This window comes from Paracoccus sp. S-4012, assembly GCF_009674885.1.
Taxonomy (GTDB): domain Bacteria; phylum Pseudomonadota; class Alphaproteobacteria; order Rhodobacterales; family Rhodobacteraceae; genus Paracoccus.
The window spans coordinates 28700-53966 of the sequence record NZ_WKKA01000009.1; the positions used below are offsets into that span (position 1 = coordinate 28700).

Sequence of the window (25267 nt, forward strand, 5' to 3'; positions counted from 1 at the left end):
CGACAACCCGCCTTCCTGTCGCTCGGCCCCTTCGGCTATACGCCCCGCAATCGCCGCGCCCGGAGGGATGACGCCATGCAGGAACCGCAGATCACGCCCGAACTGGTGGCCGCGCATGGGCTGAAGCCCGACGAATACGAGCGCATCCTCGCGATCATCGGCCGCGAGCCGAGCTTCACCGAACTCGGCATCTTCTCGGCCATGTGGAACGAGCACTGCTCCTACAAGTCGTCGAAGCGGTGGCTCCGCACCCTGCCGACCACCGGGCCGCAGGTGATCTGCGGGCCGGGCGAGAACGCGGGCGTGGTGGATATCGGCGACGGGCTGGCCTGCGTCTTCAAGATGGAGAGCCACAACCACCCCTCCTACATCGAGCCGCATCAGGGCGCGGCGACCGGGGTCGGCGGCATCCTGCGCGACGTGTTCACCATGGGCGCGCGGCCGATGGCGGCGATGAATGCGCTGAGCTTCGGGCGGCCCGCGCATCCCAAGACCGCCCATCTGGTGCGCGGCGTGGTCGAGGGGATCGGCGCCTACGGCAACGCCTTCGGCGTGCCAACCATCGGCGGCGAGGTCCGCTTTCACGAGAGCTACGACGGCAACTGCCTCGTCAACGCCTTCGCCGCGGGCATCGCGCGGGCCGACCGCATCTTCTACTCGGCCGCCTCGGGCGTCGGCATGCCGGTCGTCTATCTCGGCGCCAAGACCGGCCGCGACGGCGTCGGCGGCGCGACGATGGCCTCCGCGGAGTTCGACGACAGCATCGAGGAGAAGCGCCCGACCGTGCAGGTGGGCGACCCCTTCACCGAGAAGCGGCTGCTGGAAGCCTGCCTCGAACTGATGGAGACCGACGCGGTCATCTCGATCCAGGACATGGGCGCGGCGGGGCTGACCTGCTCGGCGGTCGAGATGGGCGACAAGGGGGGGCTGGGCATCCGCCTGGATCTCGACCGCGTGCCGGTGCGCGAGCGCGCCATGACGGCCTACGAGATGATGCTGAGCGAGAGCCAGGAGCGGATGCTCATGGTGCTGCGGCCCGAGAAGGAGGCCGAGGCGCGGGCGATCTTCGAGAAATGGGACCTCGACTTCGCCATCGTCGGCCAGACCATCGCTGAGGACCGCTTCCTCATCCTGCACGGCAACGCGGTGAAGGCCGACCTGCCGCTGTCCAAGCTGTCTTCCTCGGCCCCGGAATACGACCGGCCCTGGGTCGAGAGCGGTTCCCCCGCGCCCCTGCCCGCCCTGCCCCCGATCCGCCCCGTCGAGGCGCTGCGGGCGTTGATCGGCAACCCGAACCACGCCCGCAAGCAATGGGTCTGGGAGCAATACGACAGCCAGGTCGGTGGCGACACGGTGCGGCGGCCGGGCCTCGGCGCCGGGATCGTGCGGGTCCACGGGACGGCCAAGGCGCTCGCCTTCACCTCGGACGTGACGCCGCGCTATGTCCGGGCGAACTCGGTCGAGGGCGGTCGGCAGGCGGTCGCGGAGGCGTGGCGCAACCTCGTGGCAGTCGGCGCGCGGCCGCTCGCCGCCACCGACAACCTCAACTTCGGCAACCCGGAAAAGCCCGAGATCATGGGCCAGCTCGTCGGCGCGATCCGCGGCATCGGCGAGGCCTGCCGCGCGCTCGACATGCCGATCGTCTCGGGCAATGTCAGCCTCTACAACGAGACCGACGGCCGCGCGATCCTGCCCACGCCGACCATCGGTGCTGTCGGGCTGCTGGAGAGCCTCGACGAGATCATTGGCGGGCTGCCGGAGGAGGGCCATGTCGCCCTGCTGATCGGCCACCCCGGCAGCCATCTCGGGCAGTCCGCCCTCGCGGCCGAAGCCTTCGCGGTCGAGGCTGGCGACGCGCCGCCCGTGGACCTCGAAGCCGAGCGGCGGCATGGCGCGTTCCTCCTCTCCCACCGCAACCTGATCCGCGCGGCGACCGACCTCTCCGACGGCGGCCTCGCTCTCGCCGCCTTCGAGATGGCCGAGGCCGCGGGCATCGGCATCCGCCTCGACAGCGAGGACATCGCGGAACTCTTCGGCGAGGACCAGGCCCGCTACCTTGTCGCCTGCGACCCGGCTGAGGCCGAGGCGCTGATGCGGGCGGGCGAGGACGCAGGCGTGCCCGTGGCGCAGGTCGGCCTCTTCGGTGGCCTCACGGTGCAGATGGGCGAGGACGCGGCGGACCTCGCCGATCTGTCGGACCTCTATCGCAGCGCGTTTGCAGCCAGGGTCTTCAGCGGCTCGGGCGAGGCGGAACTCGGCATCGAGCACTGACATCCATCAAGCCGTGGCAACCGATCCCGCCTGACGCCGTTCTCCCCGGCAAGCCGGAGGAGGTTTCATGCGCGCGATCACCTTTCAGGGCACCGGCAAGGTGCAGGTGGACAATGTCGACGACCCGACCATCGAGGAGCCGGGCGATATCGTCCTGAAGGTCAGCTCCACCGCCATCTGCGGCTCGGACCTGCACCTCTACGACGGCTTCATCCCCGAGATGCGCAAGGGCGACATCCTCGGGCACGAATTCATGGGCGAGATCGTCGCGGTGGGAAGCGGTGTGACCGGCTTCCGCCAGGGCGACCGGGTCCTCGTGCCGTTCAACATCGCCTGCGGTCAGTGCGACTTCTGCCGCCTGGACGCCTTCGCGCTCTGCGACACCACCAACCGCGACAAGGAGAAGGTCGAGGCCATGTATGGCCAGTCGCCGGGCGGCATGTTCGGCTATTCGCATCTCTTCGGGGGCTATGCCGGCGGTCAGGCGGAATATGTCCGTGTGCCCCATGCCGATGTCGGGCTGGTGAAGGTGCCCGAGGGCGTGCCCGACGAGAGGGTGCTGTTCCTGACCGACATCTTCCCCACCGGCTACCAGGCTGCCGAGCAGATCGGCGTTGGCCCCGGCGACACCGTCGCCGTCTGGGGCTGCGGACCGGTCGGGCAGTTCGCGATCCTGTCGGCCTTCCTGCTCGGGGCCGAGCGCGTCTTCGCCCTGGACTTCGAGCCTGAGCGGCTCGCCAAGGCGCGTGAGGCCGGCGCCGAGACCATCGACCAGTCCAGCGAGGACAGCTTCGACCGCCTTTCGGAACTCACCGGGGGCAAGCTGCCCAACCGCTGCATCGATGCGGTCGGCATGGAGGCGCATGGCGCCTCGACCATCGGCGCGATCTACGACCGGGCAAAGACCGCGCTGATGCAGGAGACCGACCGCCCGAACGCGCTGCGCGACGCGATCATGTGCTGCCGCAAGGGCGGATCGGTGTCGATTCCGGGTGTCTACGCGGGTGTCGTCGACAAGTTCCCGATCGGCGCGGCCTTCGGCAAGGGTCTGACCCTGCGCGGCGGCCAGACCCACACCCGCGCCTACATGGAGCGGCTTCTCGCCCATATCGAGGCCGGCAGGATCGACCCCAGCTTCATCATCACCCATCGCGGCACGCTGGAGGACGGCCCCGGCTTCTACCGCACCTTCCGCGACAAGAAGGACGACTGCATCAAATGCGTCATGACGCCCTGACTTCTTCTGTCTGAAAATATCCGCGGGGTCCGGGGCGGCAGCCCCGGTACCTACCGCTCCGCCGACGCGGGCAGGATGACGGTGAACCGGCTGCCCTTCCCACGCTCGCTCTCGATCTTCAGCCGCCCGCGGTGGCGGTTGACGATATGCTTGACGATCGCCAGCCCGAGCCCCGTCCCCCCCTGCGCGCGCGAGCGGTGGGTGTCCACGCGGTAGAAGCGCTCGGTCAGCCGGGGCAGATGCAGCGGGTCGATGCCGGGGCCCGAATCGGCCACCTCCACCGCCCAACCGGGGCCGCGCAGGACCGGCTCATGGGCGACCGGGCGCAGGGTGACGCGGACCTCGCCGCCGCCGTATTTCACCGCGTTCTCGATCAGGTTGTGGAGGACCTGCACCAGCTGGTCGCCGTCTCCCGGCACCATGACCGGCGCCTCGGCCCCGAAGCTCGTCAGCTGCACATCCTTCGCCGCCGCGGTCGGCCCGAGCGTGGCGACGGTGCTGCGGATCAGCCCCGCCAGATCGACGCTGGCCGAGGGGCGGCGCCGCTCCTCGCCCTCGACCCGGCTGAGCGAGAGCAGGTCCGACACGAGGCGGTTCATGCGCCGGGTCTCGCGCTCCATGATGTCGAGAAAGCGCGCCTGCGCCGCCTGATCGTTCTTCGCCGGGCCGCGCAGGGTCTCGATGAAGCCCATGAGCGCGGTCAGGGGGGTGCGCAGCTCGTGGCTGACATTGGCCACGAAGTCGCGGCGCATCTGCTCGGCCTGCTCGATCGCGGTCAGGTCCTGCAGCGCGATCACTGCCCCCCGCCCTCGGTCGAGGTCGAGGGGTGAGACCGCGATCTCGCAGGCATGGTCCTGCCCGTCGGACGAGATGATGGCACGCAGGGTCCTCGGGCCCGTGCCCGCCCCGGCCAGCACCTGATCGAGCGCGTGGTTCACGAGCGGGTGGCGGATCACGGTCACGAAGGGCCGCCCCTCCAGCCGCTCGCCCAGCAGCGCCTCGGCCGCCGGGCTGGCGCCGATCACGCGCCCCTCGCGGTCCGCCGCCAGCACCGCGACCGGCATGGCGCGCATCAGGCGGGCTGTGGCGCGATGGTCCAAGCGGGTCAGCCCGCGGCGGCCTTGAGGCCCGCGCGGAAGCGGGCGGCGTTGCGGCGGTAGCGGCGCGCGCCCTCGCGCAGCTCCGCCTGCGCCGCAGCGTCGAGGATGCGGATCACCTTGCCGGGGCTGCCCATCACGAGCGCGCCGGGCGGGATCTCCTTGCCCTCCGGGATCAGCGCGCCGGCGCCGATCAGCGCGCCGGCGCCGATCACCGCGCGGTTCAGCACGATCGCGCCCATGCCGATCAGCGCGCCGTCATGGATGGTGCAGCCGTGCAGGATCGCGCGGTGGCCGACCGTCACCTCGCGGCCGATGGACAGCGGGCAGCCGGGGTCGGTGTGGCAGGCGCAGAGGTCCTGCATGTTCGACCCCTCGCCCAGCCGGATCTCCTCGTTGTCGCCGCGCAGGACGGCGCCGAACCAGACGCTCGCGCCCGCCTCCAGCACGACGCGGCCCATGAGCTGCGCGTCGGGTGCCGCCCAGGCGTCGGCGGCGAGTTGCGGGGTCACCCCGTCGAGGGTCCAGATCATGCGTCCTCCTCCTCCATCAGCCGTTTCACGAAGCCGCCGAGGCCGGTCTGGCGGTTGCGCCGCAGCCGCTCGGCGGTGACGATGGCGCGCAGCCGCTGCTCGGTCGCGTCGAGGTCGTCGTTGACGAGGACGTAGTCGTATTCGGCCCAGTGGCTGATCTCGTCGCGCGAATGGCGCATCCGCATGTCGACCACCTCGGCCGCGTCCTGCCCGCGGGCGACGAGGCGGCGGCGCAGCTCGCCCAGCGCGGGCGGCAGCAGGAAGATCGACACCGCCTGCTGGCCCAGCGGCGAGTTGCGGATCTGCTGGCCGCCCTGCCAGTCCACGTCGAAGAGCGTGTCGCGCCCCTCGCGGATCGCGGCCTCGATCGGACCGCGGGGCGAGCCGTAGAGGTTGCCGAAGACCTCGGCGTGTTCCAGCATCTCGCCCGCCTCGATCATGGCGGCGAAGTCCTTGCGGGTGCGGAAGTAGTATTCGCGGCCGTCGACCTCGCCCGGACGCGGCGCGCGGGTGGTTGCGGAGACGGAGAAGGCGAGGTTCCGGTCCCACTCCATCAGCCGCCGCGCCAGCGTGGATTTTCCGGCCCCCGAGGGCGATGACAGGATGATGAGAAGCCCGGTGCGCTGCATGCGCCGCAATCCCTCGCGTCAGCCCGGACGGCGCGGCCCGGCCGGGGCTTCCATGCCCGCATGGCCCCCGGGGGTCAAGGTCGCGCTCCGCCGGAGAGCAGCCGTGAAAATGCTAAGAAACCCTTAACAACACGGCCCCTTGCAAGACCCGCGTCAGCGGCGGCAGTTTCATGCAAAGACCCTGACGACGGGTGGGAGATGCAGGACGACGACGGGATGAACTGCCCTCCCCGGCCGGCGGGTGCCGCGCCGCCGCGCGGGGCCGAACTGGTGCGGCTCTCGGAGGCGGGTCCGCTCCATGCCGGGCGGACGCTGGGCGAGCTGCGCGCCTACTGGGACGGGTTGCGCCGCGGCCGCGCGGTGCCCGAGCGTGGCGATATCGAGCCGCGCGGGCTGCGCGGCGCCATCGCCCATGCCTTCATCCTCGAGCGCATCGCCCCCGGCGCGGCCCGCTTCCGCCTCGCCGGGCGGCACCTGATCGACCTGATGGGGATGGAGGTGCGGGGGATGCCGTTCTGCGCGCTGTTCAACCCGGCCTCGCGCGGGCATCTGTCGGACGTGCTGGAGACGGTCTTCGCCGCGCCGCAGATCGCGGAGCTCACGATGCTCTCGCCCCTGGCCTACGGCCGCCCGGCGCTGCCAGCGCGGATGCTGGTGCTGCCGCTGAGTTCCGACCTGGGCGACGTCACCCGCGCCCTGGGCGCGATCGTGGCCGAGGGCGGCATCGGCCGCCCGCCGCGTCGGTTCGATCTGGTCTCCGAGGCGCTGACCCCGGTGATCGAGGGCGCGCGGACGCTGCTGCCGACCCCCTCCCGCCCCGGCTTTGCCGAGCCGCCGGAGGTCTGGCGTCCGCCCGCGGTGCCCTTTCCGTCGCCGCGGCGGGGTGCCGCGAAGCCTGACCCGCCGGAGCCCGCGCCCACCGGAAGCAGCGGGGCGGCGGCGCGGCGGGCGGGGTTCCGGGTCATACCTGGCGGGCGCTGACGCCCGCGGGTTTCACACTGCGGCGCGGGCCGTGGCCGGCGCGGCCCGGCGGCGGGCGCGCAGTTCCTCGGCCACCAGGAAGGCCAGTTCCAGCGACTGGCTGGCGTTCAGGCGCGGGTCGCAGGCGGTGTGGTAGCGGGAGGACAGGTCCTCGTCCGTGACCGCCCGGACGCCGCCGGTGCATTCGGTCACGTCCTGCCCGGTCATCTCGAAATGCACCCCGCCGGGGATCGAGCCCTCGGCCGCGTGGACGGCGAAGAACTCGCGCACCTCGCGCAGCACCGAATCGAAGGGCCGGGTCTTGTAGCCCGAGGCGCTCTTGATGGTGTTGCCGTGCATCGGGTCGCAGGTCCAGACGACCTCGGCCCCCTCCTCCGCCACCACGCGGATCAGCCGCGGCAGGTGGTCGCCCACATTGCCCGCGCCGAAACGCGCGATCAGCGTCAGCCGCCCCGGCTCGTTGCCGGGGTTCAACTTCGCCAGCAGCCGCTTGAAGTCGTCGGTGGTCAGCGTCGGCCCGCATTTCAGGCCGATCGGGTTCTGCACGCCGCGGCAGAACTCGACATGCGCGCCGTCCGGCTGCCGGGTGCGGTCGCCGATCCAGATCATGTGCCCCGAGCCGGCCACCGGCAGTCCGGTGGTCGAGTCGATCCGGGCCAGCGCCTCCTCGTATTCCAGCAGGAGCGCCTCGTGGCTGGTGTAGAACTCCACCGTGCCAAGCTGATGCGAAGTCTCGGCGGTCATGCCGGCGGCCTGCATGAAGGCCATCGCGTCCGAGAGGCGGTCGGCGATGCCGCGGTAGCGCTCGGCCTCCGGCCCCTCGGCGAAGCCCGCGATCCAGCTGGAGACGCGGTGGATATCGGCATAGCCGCCGGTCGAGAAGGCGCGCAGCAGGTTCAGCGACGCCGCCGCCTGCGTGTAGGCCTGCAGCATCCGCGCCGGGTCTGGGATGCGGGCCTCGGGGGTGAAGTCGAAGCCGTTGATGATGTCGCCGCGGTAGCTGGGCAGCTCCTGGCCGCCGACCACCTCGGTCGGGGCCGAGCGAGGCTTGGCGAACTGCCCCGCCATGCGCCCGAGCTTGACCACCGGCAGCTGCGCGCCCCAGGTCAGGACCACGGCCATCTGCAGCAGCACCTTGAAGGTGTCGCGGATGTTGTCGGCCGAGAACTCGGCGAAGCTCTCCGCGCAGTCGCCGCCTTGCAGGAGGAACGCCTGCCCCGCGCCGACCCGGGCAAGCTCGGCCTTCAGGCGGCGGACCTCGCCCGCGAAGACCAGCGGCGGATAGCGGCCAAGCTGCGCCTCGACGGCGGCGACGGCGGCCGGGTCGGGATAGTCGGGCATCTGCACGCGCGGGCAGGCACGCCAGCCGGCCTTGTCCCAGGCCGGGCGGGCGGGGGTCGGGGCGGTGCGGGCATCCTGGGCCATGACGGCTCCTCCATCGGGTGCGAGTGCCGTTACATAGGCCCGGCCGCGCGCAAGGGAAAGCCTTGCGGCCCCCCGCGTTCCCTGATGATCTGCCGCGCGACATTCCGACCGGAGCCCCGACATGCCCGCCGCCCCGCCGCCGAGACCGCCGGCCCCATCGGGAGACGCGAAGGCGCGGCGTTTCTGCTTCCTGCTGCTGCCCCGCTTCACCATGATGAGCTTCGCAGGCGCGATCGAGCCGTTGCGGCTGGCCAATTACGCCGCCGGGCGCAGCCTCTACGAATGGCGGCTGCTGGGCGAGGGTTACACCGGCGAGGGGGCGGCCTCGGCCACCTGCTCGAACGGCGCGCGGATCGCGCTCGACGGCGGCCTCGAGGAACTGCGCGCGGGCGACACCATCCTCGTCTGCGGCGGCCTCGACATCACCCGCGCCGCCAGCCGCCCGGTGCTGAACTGGCTGCGGCGCGAAGGGCGGCGCGGGGTCGCGGTCGGCGGCCTCTGCACCGGGGCCTGGGTGGTGGCGGCGGCCGGGCTGCTCGACGGGCGGAAGGCGACGATCCACTGGGAGAACCATGACGGTTTCGCGGAGGCGTTCCCCGAGGTGGACCTCGTGCGCGCGATCTTCGTGCAGGAAGGCAGCCGGCTGACGGCGGCGGGCGGGACGTCGTCCATCGACCTGATGCTGGGGATCATCGCCGCCGAGCATGGCGACGCGCTTGCCGCGACGGTGGCCGACCAGCTGATCTACACCAACATCCGCACCGGCCGCGACAGCCAGAGGCTCTCGATCCCGGCGCGGATCGGCGTGCGGCACCCGCGCCTCGCGCAGGTGATCGCGCGGATGGAGGAAACGGTGGAGGAGCCGGTCAGCCCCGCCGACCTCGCCGAGGAAACGGGCATGTCCACCCGCCAGCTCGAGCGGCTGTTCCGCCGCTATCTCGGCCGCAGCCCGAAGAAATACTACATGGAGACGCGGCTTGCCCGCGCGCGCAACCTGCTGATGCAGACGCCTATGAGCGTGATCGAGGTGGCCCTCGCCTGCGGGTTCTCGAGCCCATCGCATTTCTCGAAATGCTACCGGGCGCAATATGGCGCGACGCCCTATCGCGAGCGCGGGACGGGCGGTCAGGCGGAGGATGCGACGCGCTGAAGGCGGGTCACTCGGCGGGGGCTGTCTCAGCCTCGGCCGGGGTCGCGCCCTCGCCCGCAGGCTCGTCCGCGGGAGCCGCCCCGGCTCCGGCCGGGGGCGGGGGCGACGGAGCCGCCGGGTTGGCGGTCTCGTCTCCGGGCGACGTGACCCCTTCCCCCTCCCAGCCGGCCGCCGTTGCGGACGGGGCAATGCCGATCGTCTCGGGCGACACCGCCGCGATCTCGGGCTGCGCCGACAGGTCCGCCACGATCGCCCGCGCCTCCTCCAGATGACGGAGGATCACGGGGAGCGTCTCGGAAGCGAAGCCCTGCAACCCGGCCTCCTGACCGTCAGCGATCTCCCACACCATCAGGGTCGCGGCCTTCTGGTGATCCACGACCTGTCCGCGCATGTAGGCGATGTCGAAGGCCGCGCCCTCGAGCCCCTCGAGCGTCCCCCGGATCGCCTTGTGCTCGGCGTTCAGCGCCTCGGGCAGCGGGATGTCAGCCGCCTCGGCAAGCCCGGCCAGGCGCTCGTTGGCCGCCGTGTGGTCCTCGATCATGCGCGCGGCGAAGGCTGTCACCGCCTCGGCCTGGGCCCGCCCCTCGGCCAGTTCGCTCAGGGCCACCTCCGCCATGCCGCCCTCGGCCGCGAGTTGTGCAAAGAGGATGTCATTGGGGTTCGTCTGCCCCGGCTCCGGCATCCCCTGCGCGTCGAAGCGCGTGTCGGGGGCCATGAAGCCGGGATTGCCCATCTGGGCGAGGCCGGGCGCGGGTGCGGCGGCGAGGGCAAGGGCGAGGGCAGCGGCGCGCATCGGCGGCCTCCGGGTCAGAGGGTGAGCATGTAGGCGACGAGGGCGTCCTTCTCGTCCTGCGTCAGCTGCGTGTGCAGGACGAGGTTGAAGAACTCCACCGTGTCCGCCAGCGTCATCAGCCGCCCGTCATGCAGGTAGGGCGGCGTGTCCTTGATGCCGCGCAGCGTGAAGGTCTTGACCGGACCGTCCGGCAGCAGGACGAAGTCGTTGACCACCTCGCCCGGCGCGTAGAACCGCTCGAGCTTCAGGTCGTGCATCTGCTGGTCCATGAAGGCCGTCTGCGGGATGTGGCACACCGCGCACTGGCCCTTGCCGTTGAACACCTGCTCCCCCAGCAGCTCCTGCTCGGTGGCGAGGTCCGCGTCGAGCCGGCCGAGCGGGTCCAGCTTCGGCGCCGGCGGAAAGTCGATGATGTTCTGCATCTGCGCCATGAAGGCGACCTTGTGCGAGCGGTCGGGGACGTGCTCGCCCTTGCGCGCCGCGCTCACGTGGTCGCCGTTGAAATAGGCGGTGTGCTGCTCGAATTCGGTGAAATCCTCGATCGAGCGCAGCGACCGCTTCGAGCCGTGGATCTGCTGGTTGAACATGCCGCGCAGTGCCGGGCTGTCGAGCCGGAAGCGCGCCGCCTGCGGCCGCACATCGGGGGTGTGATGGAAGCCCGCATTGGTGCTGAAGTTCGAGTGGCAGTCGAGGCAGGCGATGCCGCGATGCTGCTCGGCCGTCTTGCGGTCCTCGGTCTGGTTGAACTCCTCCTGCGGGAAGGGCGTGAGCAGGATGCGCAGGCCCTCCATCTGCACCGGCGTCAGCAACCCGTTCATGATCTCGTAGTGATTGGCCAGCGTCAGCAGCTGCCCGCGCGAGACATCGCCCAGATGCGGCTGCGTGGTCAGGAAGATCGGCGGCGGAAACTCGGGCAGCAGATGTGCAGGCAGGTCGAAGTCGACGTCGAAGCGGGTGAGATCGCGCCCCTCCTGCCGGTCGATCTCGTCGATGACGAACTGGGGGAAGACCTGTCCGCTGTTGGCCTGCTTGACATGCGGCAGCGGCTTGAAGCCGTCGGGCAGCAGGTCGGCGTCGCGGATCTCCGCGGGAGTCATGGCTGCTAGGCTGTCCCAGGTCTGGCCCTCGGGCAGGCGGACGCGGACGCCGTCCTGCACCGCGCGAAGGCCGCCGGTCATCATCACGCCGTCCATCGGCCGGTCGGCGAGGTCGTAGCGCGCCTCCAGCATGTCGAGCTGGCGCTGCATCACCGCGGGCTTCTGCGCCGCGTCCAGCTCCATCACCCGCGAGAAGGGCATGGTCGGAAGCTGGCGGAAGTTCGTGGTGGGCGGCAGCGGGTCCGAGGCGAGCGGCGTTGCGGTGGCGAGGGCCAAGGCAGAGCTGAGCGCTGCGGTCACGACGCGGGACATGGGCGGCCTCCGGCGGTGATGGCCGCTTGGGGCGCGGCGTCCGGGGGGCAACGATCACGCCGCCGCGAGGTTCCGTGAGCAGCGGTATTTGTTGCGCCCGTCAGGCAGGCTGACCCGGCGACACGAACCCCGCGTGGCGCTTTCTTTTTTCGCGCGGCCTCTCTAGTTTGCCGCCCAGGACAACGGTCCAACTCAGGGAGTGAGACATGAAGAAACTGCTGCTGGCGACCGCCGCCACCGCGCTCGTCGCCGGTGCCGCGGGCGCCGAGGAGATCAAGGTCGGCATCTCGATGGGCTATACCGGCCCGCTGGAGTCGATGGCGCCTGACATCGAGAACGGCGCCGTCCTCGCCATGGACGAGGTGAATGCCTCGGGCCTGCTGCTCGACGGCTCGACGCTGGTTCCGGTGCCCGCCGACAACACCTGCGCCGACGCCTCAGCCTCGGTCGCCGCAGTCGAGCGGCTGGCCTCCGAAGGCGTCAAGGGCATCGTGGGCGGCATGTGCTCGGGCGAGACGATCGCCAGCCTCGAGGCCGTCGGCGTCCCGCAGGGCATCGTGATGATCTCGCCCTCGGCCACCTCGCCCGCGCTCTCCACCATCGACGACCGCGGCTTCTTCTTCCGCACCTCGCCGTCGGACGCCCGCCAGGGCGAGGTGATGGCGGATATCATCCTCGAGCGCGGCATCGACAACGTCGCCGTGACCTACACCAACAACGACTACGGCAAGGGTCTGGCCGAGAGCTTCCAGCAGGCCTTCGAGGAGAAGGGCGGCACCGTCACCATCTCGGCCGCGCATGAGGACGGCAAGGGCGACTATTCGGCCGAGGTCGCGGCGCTCGACGCCGCCGGGGGCGATGCGCTCGTCGTGGCGGGCTATGTCGATCAGGGCGGCTCGGGCGTGGTGCGGGCGGCCCTCGACAGCGGCGCCTTCGACACCTTCGTCTTCCCGGACGGCATGGTCGGCCAGCCGCTCGTGGACCGTTTCGGCACCGAGCTCGAGACCAGCTTCGGCCAGAACCCCTCCTCGGAGGGCGAGGGTCGCGACACCTTCCTGAAACTGGCCTCGGATGCGGACTTCGAGGGCAGCTCGGCCTTCGCCGCCGAGGCCTATGACGCGGCCTCGCTGATCGCGCTCGCCATGCAGGCGGCCGGGACGTCGGATCCGAAGGTCTACAAGGACAAGGTGATGGACGTCGCCAACGCGCCGGGCGAGAAGATCCTGCCCGGCCAGCTGGCGCGCGGGCTGGAGCTGCTGGCCGCGGGCGAGGACATCGACTTCGACGGCGCCACCGGGGTCGAGCTGGTCGAGCCGGGCGAAAGCGCCGGAATCTACCGCGAGGTGGACTTCAAGGGCGGCACGCTGAACGCGGTGAAGTTCCACTGACGGCCGCATGACCACGGCCGGACCGGCGCCATCCGCGGCGCCGGTCCGCGCCCCATAAGAACCGCCCGCAGAAGAGGCGGTGACAAGGACAGGGAAGGCATGATCCGGGTCGAGGACCTGCACAAGCATTTCGGCGGCTTCCGCGCCGTGGACGGCGCCAGCCTGGCGATCGAGACCGGGTCGATCACCGGGCTGATCGGCCCCAACGGCGCCGGAAAATCCACCCTTTTCAACGTGATTGCCGGGGTTCTTGAACCGACTTCCGGCCGCGTCACGATGGACGGCGAGGACATCACCGGCCTGCCCCCGCACGAGCTTTTCCACAGGGGGCTGCTGCGGACGTTCCAGTTGGCGCATGAGTTCGCCTCGATGACGGTGCGCGAGAACCTGATGATGGTGCCCGGCAACCAGACCGGCGAGAGCCTCTGGGGCGCCTGGCTCAAGCGCGGCCAGATCCGCGAGGAGGAAGCGGCGATCCGCAAGCGCGCCGACGAGGTGCTGGATTTCCTGACGATCCGCCACCTGACGCATGAGAAGGCGGGGAACCTCAGCGGCGGGCAGAAGAAGCTGCTGGAACTGGGCCGGACGATGATGGTGGACGCCAAGGTGGTGTTCCTCGACGAGGTCGGCGCGGGGGTGAACCGCACGCTGCTCGGTACCATCGGCGACGCGATCACGCGCCTGAACCGCGAGCGCGGCTACACCTTCTGCGTGATCGAGCACGACATGGACTTCATCGGCCGCCTCTGTGATCCGGTCGTGGTCATGGCCGAGGGCCGGGTGCTGGCCGAGGGTTCGGCCGACCAGATCATGCAGAACGAGGCGGTGATCGAGGCCTATCTGGGCCGGGGGCTGAAGAACAAGGTCAAGGCCGAGGCGGCCAAGGAGAACGCCTTGGCCGAGAGCCACGGCGCGCAGCCGGGCTTTGGCGACGAAGCGGCGGCGGGGGGACCCCTGTGAGCGCCCCCTATCTCGCCGCGACCGGCATGACTGGTGGCTACGGCAAGGCCGACATCCTGCATGACTGCACCCTCACGGTGGAGCGCGGCCAGATCGCGGTGATCGTCGGCCCGAACGGCGCCGGCAAGTCCACCGCGATGAAGGCGGTGTTCGGGATGCTGCCGCTGCGCGAGGGGCGCGTGACCCTCGACGGGGAGGACATCGGCGCCCTCTCGCCGCAGGAGCGGGTGCGGCGCGGCATGGGTTTCGTGCCGCAGACCCACAACGTCTTTCCGTCGATGACGGTCGCCGAGAATCTGGAGATGGGGGCCTTCATCCGCGACGACGATGACGGCATCGCCCGGACGATGGATCAGGTCCTGACCCTGTTCCCGGTCCTCGCCGACAAGCGCCGCCAGCCGGCGGGCGAGCTTTCCGGCGGGCAGCGCCAGCAGGTCGCGGTCGGTCGCGCGCTGATGACCAAGCCGCAATTGCTGATGCTGGACGAGCCGACCGCAGGCGTCTCGCCGATCGTCATGGACGAGCTTTTCGACCGCATCATCGAGATCGCTCGCAGCGGCATCTCGATCCTGATGGTCGAGCAGAACGCGCGGCAGGCCCTCGAGATCGCCGATATCGGCTATGTCCTCGTGCAGGGCGCCAACCGCTACACCGGCACCGGGGCCGAGCTTCTGGCCGATTCCGAGGTGCGGCGCACCTTCCTGGGGGGCTGACGGTGCCCCCTGCCCCGCTGAAAGGCCCCGCATGGACCTGCTGAACGCCCTCGTCGCGGTGCTGAACTTCGTCGTAATCCCGGCCACCGCCTATGGCGCGCAGCTGGCGCTCGGCGCGCTCGGGGTGACGCTGATCTACGGCATCCTGCGCTTCTCCAACTTCGCGCATGGCGACACCATGGCCTTCGGCACGGCCATGGTGATCCTGCTGACCTGGGGGCTGCAGGGCCTCGGGATCGCGCTGACGCCGCTGCCGACCGCGCTGCTGGCGCTGCCGGTGGCAATCGCCCTGACGGCGCTGCTGATGCTGGGGACCGACCGCGTGGTCTACCGCTTTTACCGCCGCAAGCGCGCCGCGCCGATCATCTTCGTGATGGCCTCGGTCGGCGTCATGTTCATCATGAACGGCCTCACCCGCCTCGTGATCGGCGTGGACGAGATCCGCTTCGACGACGGCGCCCGCTTCATCATCGGCGTGGCCGATTTCCGTCGCTGGACCGGCCTCGAGGAGGGGCTGGCCCTGCGTGGCACGCAGGTCATCACCGTGGCGGCCGCGGCGCTCACGGTGGCCTGGCTGTTCTGGTTCCTGAACCGCACCCGCTCGGGCAAGGCGATGCGGGCCTATTCCGACAACGAGGATCTGGCGCTCCTCTCCGGCATCGACCCCGAGCGCGTGGTGCGCCAGACCTGGATCATCGCCGCCGCGCTCGCGACGCTTGCGGGCACCCTCTACGGCCTCGACAAGTCATTCCGCGCCTTCACTTATTTCCAGATCCTGCTGCCGATCTTCGCCGCCGCCATCGTGGGCGGCCTCGGCAACCCCCTGGGCGCCATCGCCGGGGGCTTCATCGTCGCCTTCTCCGAGGTCGCCGTCACCTATCCCTGGCGCAAGATCGCCGCCTATCTCGGCTGGGAGTCGGACGGGCTGATGCAGCTGCTCTCGACCGAATACAAGTTCGCCGTCAGCTTCGTGATCCTGATCGTGGTGCTGCTGTTCCGCCCGACCGGGCTGTTCCGCGGCAAGAGCGTCTGAGGGAGGCCGCCCATGTCCACCGCCACCCGCCAGGCCGAGCGCGCGAGCCCGTGGCGCGCGCCGCTCCTCTTCGCCGCGGTCGCCGTCCTCGTGATCCTCGAGGGCACCACGCGCAACGCGCTGTTCTCCGGCTCGTGGAACACGGCGCTCGGCATCCTGAACCTCGGGCTGATCTCGGCCGTGACCGCGCTCGGGGTCAACATGATGTGGGGCTATGCCGGTCTCTTCAACGCCGGCATCGTGGGCTTCATGGCGCTCGGCGCGCTTGCGCCGGTGCTGATCTCGACCGCGCCGGTGCCGGGGGCGTGGGATGCGGGCGGGACGCGGCTCCTTTTCGCGCTCGCGCTCGGGCTGGGGACGCTCGCGCTTGCCGCCTGGGTCTGGCCGCGCACGGGGGCATGGCGGGGCGTGGCCGTGGGCGCGATCCTGATCGCCGGCTTCGTCCTCTTCCGCTGGGCCTTCGACCCGGCAGTGACGGCGATCGAGGCCAACAACGCCGCGAGCTACGGCAACATCGGCGGCCTCGGCTGGCCGGTGCTGCTCAGCTGGCCGGTGGGCGCCGCCCTCGCCGCCGCCGCCGCCTGGGCGGTCGGCAAGGTCGCCCTCGGCCTGCGCTCGGACTACCTCGCCATTGCCACCCTCGGCATCGGCGAGATCATCGTTGCCGTCGTGAAGAACGAGGACTGGATCGCACGGGGCGTGAAGAACATGTCGGGCATCCCGCGCCCGGTGCCCTACGAACTCGACCTCCAGAACCACCCGGAATTCCCGGAACTCGCCAATCGCCTCGGCATGAGCGTGGCCGAGGCGTCGGGGGTCTGGGTGAAGATCGGCTATGCGAGCCTCTTCACGGCGGTTCTTCTGGCGGTGATCCTGCTGGCGCAGCTGGCGCTGAACTCGCCCTGGGGCCGCATGATGCGCGCCATCCGCGACAACGAGGTCGCGGCGGGCGCCATGGGCAAGAACGTGACCGCGCGGCACCTGCAGGTCTTCGTGATCGGCTGCGCGGTCGTCGGCCTCTCGGGGGCGATGCTGGTGACCTATGACGGCATCCTGAACCCGACCGCCTTCGCGCCGCTGCGCTATACGTTCCTGATCTGGGTGATGGTGATCGTCGGCGGCTCGGGCAACAACTGGGGCGCGGTGCTGGGGGCGCTGCTGATCTGGTTCCTGTGGATCAAGGTCGAGGTGTGGGGCCCGGCGCTGATGGGCGTACTGACGGCGCCGCTGCCTCCGGGAGACCTGCGCAACCACCTGCTGGGGTCAGCGCCGCATATGCGGTTCATCGTGATGGGGCTGATCCTGCTGCTGGTCCTGCGATTCGCGCCGCGGGGGTTGGTGCCGGAGCGGTGAGGCGGTGCGGAGCAACGCGGCTTTCGAGCGCGTGACGGGAGGGCGGCATGCGTGCATGATCGTCCCATCCCGCACCGGAGGACCGTCATGGATTCCCCCTGCCTCTTTCCCACCTTTCGTTACCGCGACCCCGAGGCCGCCATCCGCTGGCTGACCGGCACCCTCGGCTTCACCGAGCACGAGGTGCACCGCCACGAGGGCGCAATCGTCCATGCCGAACTGGCTCTCGGCACCTCGATCCTGATGCTGGGACAGGCGCGGGATGACGATTACGGTCGCATGGTCGGCGATCGGGGGGGGGGGCGCACGGACGCCCTCTATGTCGCCGTGCCCGACCCGGATGCGCTCTTCGCGCGGGTGAGCGCCTCGGGCGCCAAGATCGTGCAGGAACTCCACGACACCAGCTACGGCAGCCGCGAATTCGCGTGCCGCGACCCCGAGGGTAACCTCTGGAGCTTCGGCAGCTACTGGCCTAGGGTCCGCGCCTGACGCCTCAGCAGCGCGCGGCCGTCACCACCGACCACCACACCCGACCGTCCGGCCCCTGCCGCGCCCCGATCCCTGCATTCTCGAACGCCTGGCTGCCGATGTTGTCCCAGTTCGGCGCCTCGCCCCGCCACTGTGCCGTCAGCGCGGCCGGGCTCGCGCCCGAGGCAGCGACGGTCTGCGCCGCGCGGCAGGGGCCGTAATCCACCGCCCGCACCCGGTCGAGGACCGAGTTCCCGTTCGAGCCGACGACGCTGAGCCGCCCGGTCCGCTGCATGTCGCAGGCATGGGCCTGCGCCGCCGTCGCAAGGCGCGGGTCCTCCGTCACCGGCGTGCGCCCGGCCGCGATCCGATGCGCGTTGATCGCATCCAGCATGCTCGCCGCAACCGCCGGATCGGCCGGGGCACAGGTCGTGGCCAGCGTCTCCACCGAGGGGTCGGGCAGCGGCCTCATGTCGAGGCCGGGGGCCGCCGTGTCCTTGATGAATGCGCCGGGGGCGCAGGCGGCGAGGGACGCGGTCATGAGGAGCGCGGCGGCGATGCGGGCGGACATGGAGGTTCCCTTCGGCAAGTCGCTGATGGTGCGGGCTTTTGCGGACTGTCCGGCCATCTTCCCGGCGAACGCGCAGTGCTTGCGCGGGGTTCCGCCGGCTCCCCCCTGCCCCACGCCGCCGCTTGCCCGCCGCCCGCCGCCGCCGTAAAGGCCAAGCATGACCACGCCTCCCATCGCCGCCGCGCATCAGCGCCTGCTCATCGTCGATTTCGGCTCGCAGGTGACGCAGCTCATCGCACGCCGGCTGCGCGAGCTGAACGTCTACTGCGAGATCCACCCCTTCAACGCGGTGGACGAGGCCTTCCTCGACGGTTTCGCGCCGCAGGCGGTGATCCTTTCGGGCGGGCCTGCTTCCGTGACCGCCCCGGACAGCCCCCGCGCGCCGCAAAGACTGTTCGAGATGGGCGTGCCGGTCCTCGGCATCTGCTACGGCCAGCAGGCGATGATGGTCCAGCTCGGCGGTGCAGTCGAGGCCGGGCACCATGCCGAGTTCGGCCGCGCCTTCGTCGTTCCGGCCGAGGGCCACCGCAACGACGGCATCTTCGCCGGCCTCTTCGACGGTGGGCGCGAGCAGGTCTGGATGTCCCACGGCGACCGCGTGACCGCCCTCGCCCCCGGCTTCGAGGTCATCGGCACCTCGCCGAACGCCCCCTTCGCCATGATCGCCGACGAGGCGCGGCGCTTCTACGCCGTCCAGTTCCACCCCGAGGTCCACCACACCCCGAACGGCCGCCGGATGCTGGAGAACTTCGTGCGGCTCGCGGGCTTCACCGGCGACTGGACCATGGCCGCCTACAGAGACGAGGCGATCCGCCTCATCCGCGAGCAGGTGGGCGACGGCAAGGTCATCTGCGGCCTTTCGGGCGGGGTCGACTCCTCCGTCGCCGCGGTGCTGATCCACGAGGCGATCGGCGAGCGGCTGACCTGCGTCTTCGTGGACCACGGGCTGATGCGGCTGAACGAGGCCGATCAGGTCGTCTCGATGTTCCGCGACCACTACAACATCCCGTTGATCCATGCCGACGAGGGCGATCTGTTCCTCGGCGCGCTCACGGGCGTCAGCGACCCCGAGGTCAAGCGCAAGACCATCGGGCGGCTCTTCATCGACGTGTTCCAGAAGCACGCGGCCGAGGTCGGCGGGGCGGAGTTCCTGGCGCAGGGAACCCTCTACCCCGACGTGATCGAGAGCGTCAGCTTCAGCGGCGGCCCCTCGGTCACGATCAAGAGCCACCACAATGTCGGCGGGTTGCCCGAGAAGATGGGCATGAAGCTGGTCGAGCCGCTGCGCGAGCTGTTCAAGGACGAGGTCCGCGCCTTAGGGCGCGAACTCGGCCTGCCCGAGAGCTTCATCGGCCGCCACCCCTTCCCCGGCCCCGGCCTCGCCATCCGCTGCCCCGGCGAGGTGACGCCGGAGAAGCTCGACATCCTGCGCCGGGCGGACGCGGTCTTCATCGACCAGATCCACCGCCACGGCCTCTATGACGCGATCTGGCAGGCCTTCGTCGCCCTGCTGCCGGTCCGCACCGTGGGCGTGATGGGCGACTCGCGCACCTACGACTACGCCTGCGCGCTCCGCGCGGTGACGAGCGTGGACGGCATGACCGCCGACTACTACCCGTTCACGCACGAGTTCCTGGGCGAGACCGCGACGCGGATCATCAACGAGGTCCGCGGCATCAACCGCGTGACCTACGACATCACCTCGAAGCCGCCTGGCACGATCGAGTGGGAGTGAGGGCGCACTCCCGCACCTGAGGGGCCGCGGTCACGCTCGGCGATGCGCCGGGTCAGCAAGTCGGAATTGGGCTCCGGGAGTGTGACGCTGCCGCTCCCGGACATCGCGGCGCGCACCGGCTTCGCCTCGGCCTCGACACTGGCCCGCGCCTTCCGGCGGCATTATGGCGAGGCCTTGGGCGAAAGCCGCCGGGGCAGCTGACGGGAGGACCGGGGCCGGGATGGACAGCGTTGAGTGCATCGTCGCGGGCGCGGGCGTCATCGGCCTCGCGGTGGCCCGGCTGCTGGCCCGGCGCGGCATCGAGACGATCATCGTCGAGGCGGCCGACGCCATCGGCACGGAAACCAGCTCGCGCAACTCCGAGGTCATCCATGCGGGCCTCTATTATCCGCCGGGCAGCCTGAAGGCGGCGCTCTGCGTCCGCGGCCGCGGCATGCTCTATGCCTATGCGGCCGAACGCGGGATACCGCACCGGCGCTGCGGCAAGCTGATCGTGGCGACCCGGCCCGGACAGGAGGCGGTGCTGGGCGAGATCGCCGCGAGGGCGCGGACCTGCGGGGTGGACGATCTCGTGATGCTGGAGGCCGCAGAGGCGCGCGGGATGGAGCCGTCGCTGACCTGCCATGCGGCGCTGCTGTCACCCTCCACCGGGATCATCGACAGCCATGCGTTTATGCTGGCGCTGCTCGGCGAGGCCGAGGCCGGTGGCGCGCATCTGAGCCTGCGGACCGAGATCGTCTCGGGCCGCATCGAGCGCGGCACCTTCGTCCTGCAAACCCGCGACACCCTGACCGGCGACCGCCACGAGATCGCCGCCCGCCACTTCGTCAACGCGGCCGGCCTGGGCGCGCATATCCTCGCCGCGGGCCTGGACGGCTTCGCCCGCCGGTTCGTGCCGCCGCTGCATTACGCGCGGGGCAGCTATTTCTCGGTCGCGGGCAGGCCGGCCTTCTCGCGGCTGATCTATCCGGTGCCCGAGCCGGGGGGCCTCGGGGTGCACCTGACGCTCGACCTCGCCGGAGCGATGCGTTTCGGTCCCGATGTCGAGTGGATCGGCGCGAAGGACTACAGCATCGACCCCGCCCGCGCGGATCATTTCTATGGCGAGATCCGCAAATACTGGCCCGCGCTGCCCGACGGCAGCCTGATGCCCGCCTATAGCGGCATCCGGCCGAAGCTTTCGGGTCCGGGGGAGGCGGCTGCGGATTTCGTGATCCAGGGGCCGGAGACCCACGGGGTCGAGGGTCTCGTCAACCTCTTCGGGATCGAAAGCCCCGGCCTCACGGCATCCCTGGCGATCGCCGAGGAAGTGGTCCTGCGGCTCGCACCCGGCCCGTGACGGGCGCCGCCGCCGTCAGCCCTGCCGCACCTCGCGCGTGCCGAACATGTCGAGGTCGAACGGGCGGCGGTCCTCGCCGATCTCGCGTTCCACCAGGGCGTGGAGCTTGGCCCCCATCCGCGCGATCAGCGCCAAGTCGTGGTCCGGGTGATCGGGATGGGCGAGGTTTTGCAGCTCGCCCGGATCGCGCTCGAGATCGTAGAGGCCGAGATCGCTCGTGGCGAGAAGCTCCTCCAGGGTCGCCGGGTTGGCGTAGTCCTCGGGGCTGAACCAGCGGACCAGCTTGTGACGGCCATCGACCACGGCGCGGAAAAAGGTCCGCTTCGAATAGTCGGGCGCGCCGAAACGCTCGCCCGCTTCGCGCAGCTGCTCGCCCCGGTTCTGCTGCTCGTTCGAGGGCGAGCTTCCCATCGAGGTCAGCGACTTCAGCGCGCCCGAGAGCGACCAGTCGTTGTCGAGCGCGTGCAGCCCGTCCCAGCAGATCAGCGCGCCGTCGCCCGGCTGCTCGGAACTGCCGCGCGGTCCGTGACGGTCGGCGCCGTCGATGACGCCCTTGAGGCTGCGGCCCTTGAGATGCGGATAGCGCGCGCCGATCTCCGCGTCGCTGAGGCCCGCATAGGCGAGCAGCGTCGGCGCGAGGTCCAGATGCGATCCGACCGCCCCAGTCCGCGCGCCGAGGCGGCCCTCGGGCGCGCAGACGGTGAGATTGACCACCGTCGCTTCCTCGAAGGCGATCCCCGCCTTCTGGGTCATGCGGTGGGCGCCGTTCATCTCGCCGTGGTCGCCGGTCAGGATGACGACCGTGTCGGGCCAGAGATCCAGCCGGTCCACCGCCTCGACGATCCGCCCGAACTCGCGGTCGGCAAGGCGCATGCAGTTGACCAGATAGTTGCGGTGCCGGAGCCACAGGTCGGGACGGTCGTCGGGGATCCGGCCGAAATGCAGGTCCACGTAATCCTTGTAGGCGCGCACGCCCGGCCGCTGGGTGGCTGCCCGCGCCCTCGGGCCGGTGCCAGCAGGCGCCGGGAACATAGGACCACCAGCGACCCGGATCATCCAGCGGCACCGGCCCCGCTGTCGGTTGGAACACCAGCGAGCCGGGCACGAGCAGCGCGGGGTCCACTTCTGGGTAGGCGGACGGATCGGGCGGTCGTTCGGCCACGGTGACATGGCCCACTGCCGCAACGAAGCGGGAGAACTTGGCATTGGTTACCGGGTGCCGGTCGATCCTGAACGCCTGCACCTCCACGCGACGGACCGGCCGCTCCTCGGGGTAGAAATCGTCCGAACCCATCAGAAAGCTGCCGCCGGGAAGAAGCGCGTCACCTCCCCGGAGCGGTTCGGCCGATCCCACCGCCGCTTCCCCGACTGCGCCGGCCCGGTCGGCCATCCACTACCTCACACGCGCCTGTGCAGTGGCAACTTGGTGTCGTGCGGCGGGTTCCCTGCCCCGGCTGGCGCCCGGCAAGGCCGACGCGACCCCTTCTTCGCCTCGATCTGGCGATCCGGAAGATCGTCTACACCAATGCCGTGGAGAGCCTGAACCTGCTCATTGGCAAGTTAATATGATCCGGGGAGCGTTCCCCGCCGACAATGCCGCGACCAAGCTGATCTATCTGGCGATCCCGAGCTTCGATAGAGATGGCCGCAACTTGCGGAACGGTTTTCGGGCTGCACCCCGGTTCACCATGATGTTCGGCGAGCGACGCTCGACAGGCGCGTCCTGCCCCACCGGGACAGACCGCTCGGAGCGTTCAATTTGGTAGGGAACGAACGTCTTGCAGAAGAGCGCTCACCTACCGCTGTAGCCGAGGCGCGCCATCCAACAGGGGTCGACCGACCGCGCGCTCGGCGCGGCCGACCGCACCTATGTCCTCAACGCCGGCCGCGTGCGCCTTCACGGCCCCTCGGCCGAGTTGCGCCGCCATCCGTCCTTCGAGGCGGCGTATTTCGGCGTCGAGGGCTCCGTCGCATGACCGCGCTGATCCAGATCATCGTGGACAGCCTCAGCCTCGGCGGCCTCTACGCGCTGACGGCGCTCGGCATCGGCATCGTCTTCAGCGTCATGCGGCTGGCGAATTTTGCCCATGCCGAACTGATTACCTGCGCCGCCCACGCCCTCTTCGCGCTCTCCGGCCACTCGCTGGTGATCTTGGCCGCCGCCGCCGTCCTCCTGGCGATGGCCCTTGCGGTGCTGACGGAGCGGCTGGCCTTTTGCCCCCTGCGCCGGGCCGATCCGGCGACGATGCTGATCGCCTCGTTCACGGTCAGCATGCTGATCCAGAAGGCGCTCGTCTTCACCCTCGGCTCTCGCGTGAAGCCGGTCGACCCGCTGCCGATGCTGAGCCAGCGGTCACCATCCTCGGCGCGCAGGTGAGCCTGCTCAAGATCGTGACGATCCTCGTCTGCGCCGCGCTCCTGGGCGGGCTGACGCTGTTTCTCAAGCGCACCTCGCTCGGGTTGCACATGCGCGCGGCGGCCGAGGACTTCACCATGTCGCGCCTCGTGGGCGTGCGCGCGAACACCGTGATCGTGCTGGCCTTCGTGCTGAGCGGCGCGCTGGCCGCGATCGTGGCGCTGCTCTTCACCGCGCAGATGGGCTTCGTGCAGCCGCGGCTCGGCCTGCCGCTGGTGCTGCTGGCCTTCGTCGCGGCGGTCATCGGCGGCCTCGGCAGCCTGCCCGGCGCGGTGCTGGGCGGGTTCCTCGTCGGCGTCACCCTGACGCTGCTGCAGTCGCTGCTGCCGGCCGACCTGCGCCCGTTCCGCGAGGCTCGCGGTGCTGGGCGCGGTCACCGTCTCGGCGCTGACCGAAGGATTGCGCCAGGCCGAGGTTGGGCAGGTGGTGCCCGTTGGGCTCGGCGATGTGGTGCTCCCGGTACTGATGCTCGCCATCTTGATCTAGCGTCCGCAGGGGCTAACCGGCGGGCGCGAGATCACCGACCTCATCCGCCGCCGGCGCTGACAAGGGACCAATGATGCGCTTCGCCGCCATGTTCTTCGACGACCTCACCCCGACCCAGCTCGAACCCGAGCTCACGCGCGAGCATTTCGACTATCTCGCCCGCCACCGCGACCGCATTACCCTCGCCGGCGGCCTGCGCCCGCCGGAGGGGGGCCGCTTCTGCGGCACGCTCTGGGTGATCGAGGCCGAGACGCCCGAGGACGCCCGCCGGCTGATGGACGAGGACCCCTATTGCTTCGCCGGCCTGCGCCCCGACCGCCGCCTCTATTTCTGGAACGCCGCGCCGGTTCCAGCGCCAAAACCCGCTGAACAAGGACAAGAGACATGAGCCAGGACGAACAGAACGTCGTCATCCTGAACCCGAGGACGACCGACATCGACGTGCAGGGAATGCCGCAATTCTTCGGCATCTCCGGCAGCAGCGCCGGAGCGAAGGGCATCTCGATGAACCTCACCGCCTTCCCGCCGGGCGGCAAGGCCAAGGCGCACTACCACCGCGGCTTCGAGACCGCGATCTACGGCCTGACCGGGCGCATGGCCCTCTACCACGGCCCGCAGCTCGAGGAGATGAGCCTGATCGAGCCCGGCTCCTTCTGCTTCATCCCCGCAGGCATCCCGCATGTGGCCTTCAACCTGTCCGAGACCGAGCCGGCCACCGCAATCTCGGCTCGCAACGACCCGGCTGAGCAGGAGAACGTGATCCTGGTGCCGGAACTGGATGGGCTTCGCGATGCCGACGCTGCCGCGCTGAGGGCCGCGAGACCGCCTGAACCGCAACACGGAGAAAGCCGAATGTCCCAGAGCGACCTTGCCGTCGCGATCACGCCCCAGGCCTCCATCACCGAGCGCATGCGCGACGAGATCGAGCTCACGCCCGACCTGATGGCCAGCTTCACACGCAGTCCTGCGTGTGAAGCTGACCGTGCACGTGCGCCCGATCAGCCATGTCGCCGGCACCTGCCGGATGGGCGCGGATGACGGCGCGATCGTGGACAGCCTGCGGGTCAGGGGCGTCGAGGGGCTGCGGATGGCCGACGCCTCGGTGCTGCCGCGGCTCGTGAGCGGCAACACGAACGCCGTCTCGATGCTGATCGGCGAGCGCTGCGCCGATTTCATGCTGATGCATGAGGGGCCGACCTGCACGACTGCGCACGCGCGGCCTTACGACTCCCCGGTTCCGGCGCTATCCAGGGCGTGAGTTCCCCGGGCAAGGAGGTCTT

General features: G+C 70.3%; 26 protein-coding genes and 1 pseudogene. 18 read left to right on the forward strand and 9 right to left on the reverse strand.

From position 1 onward, the window contains the following. Positions 1–75: 75 nt before the first annotated feature. A complete protein-coding gene (gene purL / locus GI374_RS12645; RefSeq protein WP_154337441.1) occupies positions 76–2271 on the forward strand; it encodes a phosphoribosylformylglycinamidine synthase subunit PurL in 2196 nt (731 codons plus the stop codon). Between the two features lie 67 nt (positions 2272–2338). Then, positions 2339–3508 (forward strand): zinc-dependent alcohol dehydrogenase, encoded by a 1170-nt coding sequence (locus GI374_RS12650; protein WP_154337442.1) that lies wholly within the window; start codon positions 2339–2341, stop codon positions 3506–3508. Positions 3509–3558: 50 nt separating this feature from the next. On the opposite strand, the gene GI374_RS12655 is transcribed toward GI374_RS12650, so the two are convergent. From GI374_RS12655 to gmk, 3 genes are read right to left on the reverse strand one after another with little or no spacing between them, the layout of a single operon-like run. Further along, positions 3559–4581 (reverse strand): ATP-binding protein, encoded by a 1023-nt coding sequence (locus tag GI374_RS12655; protein WP_154337443.1) that lies wholly within the window; start codon positions 4579–4581, stop codon positions 3559–3561. A 32-nt stretch (positions 4582–4613) separates the two neighbouring features. Next, on the reverse strand, positions 4614–5138 hold the full coding sequence (locus tag GI374_RS12660) for a gamma carbonic anhydrase family protein (protein WP_154337444.1): 525 nt from the start codon (positions 5136–5138) through the stop codon (positions 4614–4616). After that, the gene (gene gmk / locus GI374_RS12665; protein WP_154337445.1) at positions 5135–5767 is read right to left on the reverse strand and encodes a guanylate kinase; all 633 of its coding nucleotides are present in this window, start codon (positions 5765–5767) and stop codon (positions 5135–5137) included. Before gmk ends, GI374_RS12660 begins: the two co-directional genes overlap by 4 nt. A 198-nt stretch (positions 5768–5965) precedes the next feature. Here gmk and GI374_RS12670 point away from each other — a divergent pair, with 198 nt between their 5' ends. Continuing rightward, the gene (locus GI374_RS12670) at positions 5966–6748 is read left to right on the forward strand and encodes a PAS domain-containing protein (RefSeq protein ID WP_154337446.1); all 783 of its coding nucleotides are present in this window, start codon (positions 5966–5968) and stop codon (positions 6746–6748) included. Positions 6749–6760: 12 nt separating this feature from the next. Here the strand turns inward: GI374_RS12670 and GI374_RS12675 are convergent, their stop codons facing one another. Continuing rightward, on the reverse strand, positions 6761–8173 hold the full coding sequence (locus GI374_RS12675; RefSeq protein WP_154337447.1) for a class II 3-deoxy-7-phosphoheptulonate synthase: 1413 nt from the start codon (positions 8171–8173) through the stop codon (positions 6761–6763). A gap of 121 nt (positions 8174–8294) precedes the next feature. On the opposite strand from GI374_RS12675, the gene GI374_RS12680 reads away from it, so the two are divergent. Further along, the gene (locus GI374_RS12680) at positions 8295–9323 is read left to right on the forward strand and encodes a GlxA family transcriptional regulator (protein ID WP_154337448.1); all 1029 of its coding nucleotides are present in this window, start codon (positions 8295–8297) and stop codon (positions 9321–9323) included. Positions 9324–9330: 7 nt separating this feature from the next. Here GI374_RS12680 and GI374_RS12685 read toward each other — a convergent pair whose 3' ends face one another. Next, positions 9331–10116, reverse strand: coding sequence for a DUF4142 domain-containing protein (locus tag GI374_RS12685; RefSeq protein ID WP_154337449.1), 786 nt, complete (start codon positions 10114–10116; stop codon positions 9331–9333). 14 nt (positions 10117–10130) lie between these two features. Beyond that, complete coding sequence (locus GI374_RS12690; protein ID WP_154337450.1) at positions 10131–11525, reverse strand: cytochrome B6; 1395 nt, start codon at positions 11523–11525, stop codon at positions 10131–10133. Between the two features lie 206 nt (positions 11526–11731). Here GI374_RS12690 and GI374_RS12695 point away from each other — a divergent pair, with 206 nt between their 5' ends. From GI374_RS12695 to GI374_RS12720, 6 genes are all read left to right on the forward strand, one after another. Beyond that, the gene (locus GI374_RS12695; protein ID WP_154337451.1) at positions 11732–12913 is read left to right on the forward strand and encodes an ABC transporter substrate-binding protein; all 1182 of its coding nucleotides are present in this window, start codon (positions 11732–11734) and stop codon (positions 12911–12913) included. A gap of 99 nt (positions 12914–13012) precedes the next feature. Beyond that, positions 13013–13873 (forward strand): ABC transporter ATP-binding protein, encoded by an 861-nt coding sequence (locus GI374_RS12700; RefSeq protein ID WP_154337452.1) that lies wholly within the window; start codon positions 13013–13015, stop codon positions 13871–13873. Between the two features lie 26 nt (positions 13874–13899). Further along, entirely contained in the window at positions 13900–14586 is a 687-nt protein-coding gene (locus GI374_RS12705; protein ID WP_154337499.1) for an ABC transporter ATP-binding protein, read from the forward strand. Between the two features lie 31 nt (positions 14587–14617). Beyond that, entirely contained in the window at positions 14618–15619 is a 1002-nt protein-coding gene (locus tag GI374_RS12710) for a branched-chain amino acid ABC transporter permease (RefSeq protein WP_154337453.1), read from the forward strand. 12 nt (positions 15620–15631) lie between these two features. Then, positions 15632–16972 (forward strand): branched-chain amino acid ABC transporter permease, encoded by a 1341-nt coding sequence (locus tag GI374_RS12715; protein ID WP_154337454.1) that lies wholly within the window; start codon positions 15632–15634, stop codon positions 16970–16972. 87 nt (positions 16973–17059) lie between these two features. Beyond that, positions 17060–17461: a VOC family protein gene (locus GI374_RS12720; RefSeq protein ID WP_154337455.1), complete on the forward strand. Its 402-nt coding sequence runs from the start codon at positions 17060–17062 to the stop codon at positions 17459–17461. A 4-nt stretch (positions 17462–17465) separates the two neighbouring features. Here the strand turns inward: GI374_RS12720 and GI374_RS12725 are convergent, their stop codons facing one another. Beyond that, positions 17466–18011: a CAP domain-containing protein gene (locus GI374_RS12725; protein WP_195759916.1), complete on the reverse strand. Its 546-nt coding sequence runs from the start codon at positions 18009–18011 to the stop codon at positions 17466–17468. Between the two features lie 157 nt (positions 18012–18168). Here GI374_RS12725 and guaA point away from each other — a divergent pair, with 157 nt between their 5' ends. From guaA to GI374_RS12740, 3 genes are read left to right on the forward strand one after another with little or no spacing between them, the layout of a single operon-like run. Beyond that, positions 18169–19746 (forward strand): glutamine-hydrolyzing GMP synthase, encoded by a 1578-nt coding sequence (guaA, locus tag GI374_RS12730; protein WP_154337457.1) that lies wholly within the window; start codon positions 18169–18171, stop codon positions 19744–19746. Positions 19747–19788: 42 nt separating this feature from the next. Beyond that, complete coding sequence (locus GI374_RS12735) at positions 19789–19947, forward strand: helix-turn-helix domain-containing protein (RefSeq protein ID WP_195759917.1); 159 nt, start codon at positions 19789–19791, stop codon at positions 19945–19947. Between the two features lie 19 nt (positions 19948–19966). Beyond that, positions 19967–21085 carry an NAD(P)/FAD-dependent oxidoreductase gene (locus tag GI374_RS12740; protein ID WP_154337458.1) on the forward strand — a complete coding sequence of 373 codons (1119 nt, stop codon included), beginning with the start codon at positions 19967–19969 and terminating at the stop codon, positions 21083–21085. Positions 21086–21100: 15 nt separating this feature from the next. On the opposite strand, the gene GI374_RS12745 is transcribed toward GI374_RS12740, so the two are convergent. After that, positions 21101–22141 carry a sulfatase-like hydrolase/transferase gene (locus GI374_RS12745; RefSeq protein ID WP_370515331.1) on the reverse strand — a complete coding sequence of 347 codons (1041 nt, stop codon included), beginning with the start codon at positions 22139–22141 and terminating at the stop codon, positions 21101–21103. Then, a pseudogene (locus tag GI374_RS19255) lies at positions 22134–22475 on the reverse strand (SUMF1/EgtB/PvdO family nonheme iron enzyme); the annotation flags it as partial. The pseudogene GI374_RS19255 and the gene GI374_RS12745, both read right to left, overlap by 8 nt. 582 nt (positions 22476–23057) lie before the next feature. On the opposite strand from GI374_RS19255, the gene GI374_RS19655 reads away from it, so the two are divergent. The 5 genes from GI374_RS19655 to GI374_RS12770 are packed head-to-tail and all read left to right on the forward strand — an operon-like array spanning position 23058 to position 25245. Then, a complete protein-coding gene (locus GI374_RS19655; protein WP_154337459.1) occupies positions 23058–23462 on the forward strand; it encodes a hypothetical protein in 405 nt (134 codons plus the stop codon). A 14-nt stretch (positions 23463–23476) separates the two neighbouring features. Further along, complete coding sequence (locus GI374_RS19660) at positions 23477–24061, forward strand: branched-chain amino acid ABC transporter permease (RefSeq protein WP_195759918.1); 585 nt, start codon at positions 23477–23479, stop codon at positions 24059–24061. Then, positions 24061–24375: a YciI family protein gene (locus GI374_RS12760; protein WP_195759919.1), complete on the forward strand. Its 315-nt coding sequence runs from the start codon at positions 24061–24063 to the stop codon at positions 24373–24375. The genes GI374_RS19660 and GI374_RS12760 overlap by 1 nt, the downstream gene beginning before the upstream one ends. Further along, the gene (locus tag GI374_RS12765; protein ID WP_154337462.1) at positions 24372–25025 is read left to right on the forward strand and encodes a cupin domain-containing protein; all 654 of its coding nucleotides are present in this window, start codon (positions 24372–24374) and stop codon (positions 25023–25025) included. Before GI374_RS12760 ends, GI374_RS12765 begins: the two co-directional genes overlap by 4 nt. Further along, entirely contained in the window at positions 25012–25245 is a 234-nt protein-coding gene (locus GI374_RS12770) for a GMC oxidoreductase (protein WP_154337463.1), read from the forward strand. Before GI374_RS12765 ends, GI374_RS12770 begins: the two co-directional genes overlap by 14 nt. Positions 25246–25267 lie beyond the last annotated feature (22 nt).

Bases quoted from the DNA above. Each gene is read 5' to 3' on its own strand.
- purL (WP_154337441.1), top strand. From the start codon at position 76: ATGCAGGAACCGCAGATCACGCCCGAACTGGTGGCCGCGCATGGGCTG.
- GI374_RS12650 (WP_154337442.1), top strand. From the start codon at position 2,339: ATGCGCGCGATCACCTTTCAGGGCACCGGCAAGGTGCAGGTGGACAAT.
- GI374_RS12655 (WP_154337443.1), bottom strand. From the start codon at position 4,581: ATGCGCGCCATGCCGGTCGCGGTGCTGGCGGCGGACCGCGAGGGGCGC.
- GI374_RS12660 (WP_154337444.1), bottom strand. From the start codon at position 5,138: ATGATCTGGACCCTCGACGGGGTGACCCCGCAACTCGCCGCCGACGCC.
- gmk (WP_154337445.1), bottom strand. From the start codon at position 5,767: ATGCAGCGCACCGGGCTTCTCATCATCCTGTCATCGCCCTCGGGGGCC.
- GI374_RS12670 (WP_154337446.1), top strand. From the start codon at position 5,966: ATGCAGGACGACGACGGGATGAACTGCCCTCCCCGGCCGGCGGGTGCC.
- GI374_RS12675 (WP_154337447.1), bottom strand. From the start codon at position 8,173: ATGGCCCAGGATGCCCGCACCGCCCCGACCCCCGCCCGCCCGGCCTGG.
- GI374_RS12680 (WP_154337448.1), top strand. From the start codon at position 8,295: ATGCCCGCCGCCCCGCCGCCGAGACCGCCGGCCCCATCGGGAGACGCG.
- GI374_RS12685 (WP_154337449.1), bottom strand. From the start codon at position 10,116: ATGCGCGCCGCTGCCCTCGCCCTTGCCCTCGCCGCCGCACCCGCGCCC.
- GI374_RS12690 (WP_154337450.1), bottom strand. From the start codon at position 11,525: ATGTCCCGCGTCGTGACCGCAGCGCTCAGCTCTGCCTTGGCCCTCGCC.
- GI374_RS12695 (WP_154337451.1), top strand. From the start codon at position 11,732: ATGAAGAAACTGCTGCTGGCGACCGCCGCCACCGCGCTCGTCGCCGGT.
- GI374_RS12700 (WP_154337452.1), top strand. From the start codon at position 13,013: ATGATCCGGGTCGAGGACCTGCACAAGCATTTCGGCGGCTTCCGCGCC.
- GI374_RS12705 (WP_154337499.1), top strand. From the start codon at position 13,900: ATGACTGGTGGCTACGGCAAGGCCGACATCCTGCATGACTGCACCCTC.
- GI374_RS12710 (WP_154337453.1), top strand. From the start codon at position 14,618: ATGGACCTGCTGAACGCCCTCGTCGCGGTGCTGAACTTCGTCGTAATC.
- GI374_RS12715 (WP_154337454.1), top strand. From the start codon at position 15,632: ATGTCCACCGCCACCCGCCAGGCCGAGCGCGCGAGCCCGTGGCGCGCG.
- GI374_RS12720 (WP_154337455.1), top strand. From the start codon at position 17,060: ATGGATTCCCCCTGCCTCTTTCCCACCTTTCGTTACCGCGACCCCGAG.
- GI374_RS12725 (WP_195759916.1), bottom strand. From the start codon at position 18,011: ATGTCCGCCCGCATCGCCGCCGCGCTCCTCATGACCGCGTCCCTCGCC.
- guaA (WP_154337457.1), top strand. From the start codon at position 18,169: ATGACCACGCCTCCCATCGCCGCCGCGCATCAGCGCCTGCTCATCGTC.
- GI374_RS12735 (WP_195759917.1), top strand. From the start codon at position 19,789: ATGCGCCGGGTCAGCAAGTCGGAATTGGGCTCCGGGAGTGTGACGCTG.
- GI374_RS12740 (WP_154337458.1), top strand. From the start codon at position 19,967: ATGGACAGCGTTGAGTGCATCGTCGCGGGCGCGGGCGTCATCGGCCTC.
- GI374_RS12745 (WP_370515331.1), bottom strand. From the start codon at position 22,141: ATGATCCGGGTCGCTGGTGGTCCTATGTTCCCGGCGCCTGCTGGCACC.
- GI374_RS19655 (WP_154337459.1), top strand. From the start codon at position 23,058: ATGACCGCGCTGATCCAGATCATCGTGGACAGCCTCAGCCTCGGCGGC.
- GI374_RS12760 (WP_195759919.1), top strand. From the start codon at position 24,061: ATGCGCTTCGCCGCCATGTTCTTCGACGACCTCACCCCGACCCAGCTC.
- GI374_RS12765 (WP_154337462.1), top strand. From the start codon at position 24,372: ATGAGCCAGGACGAACAGAACGTCGTCATCCTGAACCCGAGGACGACC.
- GI374_RS12770 (WP_154337463.1), top strand. From the start codon at position 25,012: ATGGGCGCGGATGACGGCGCGATCGTGGACAGCCTGCGGGTCAGGGGC.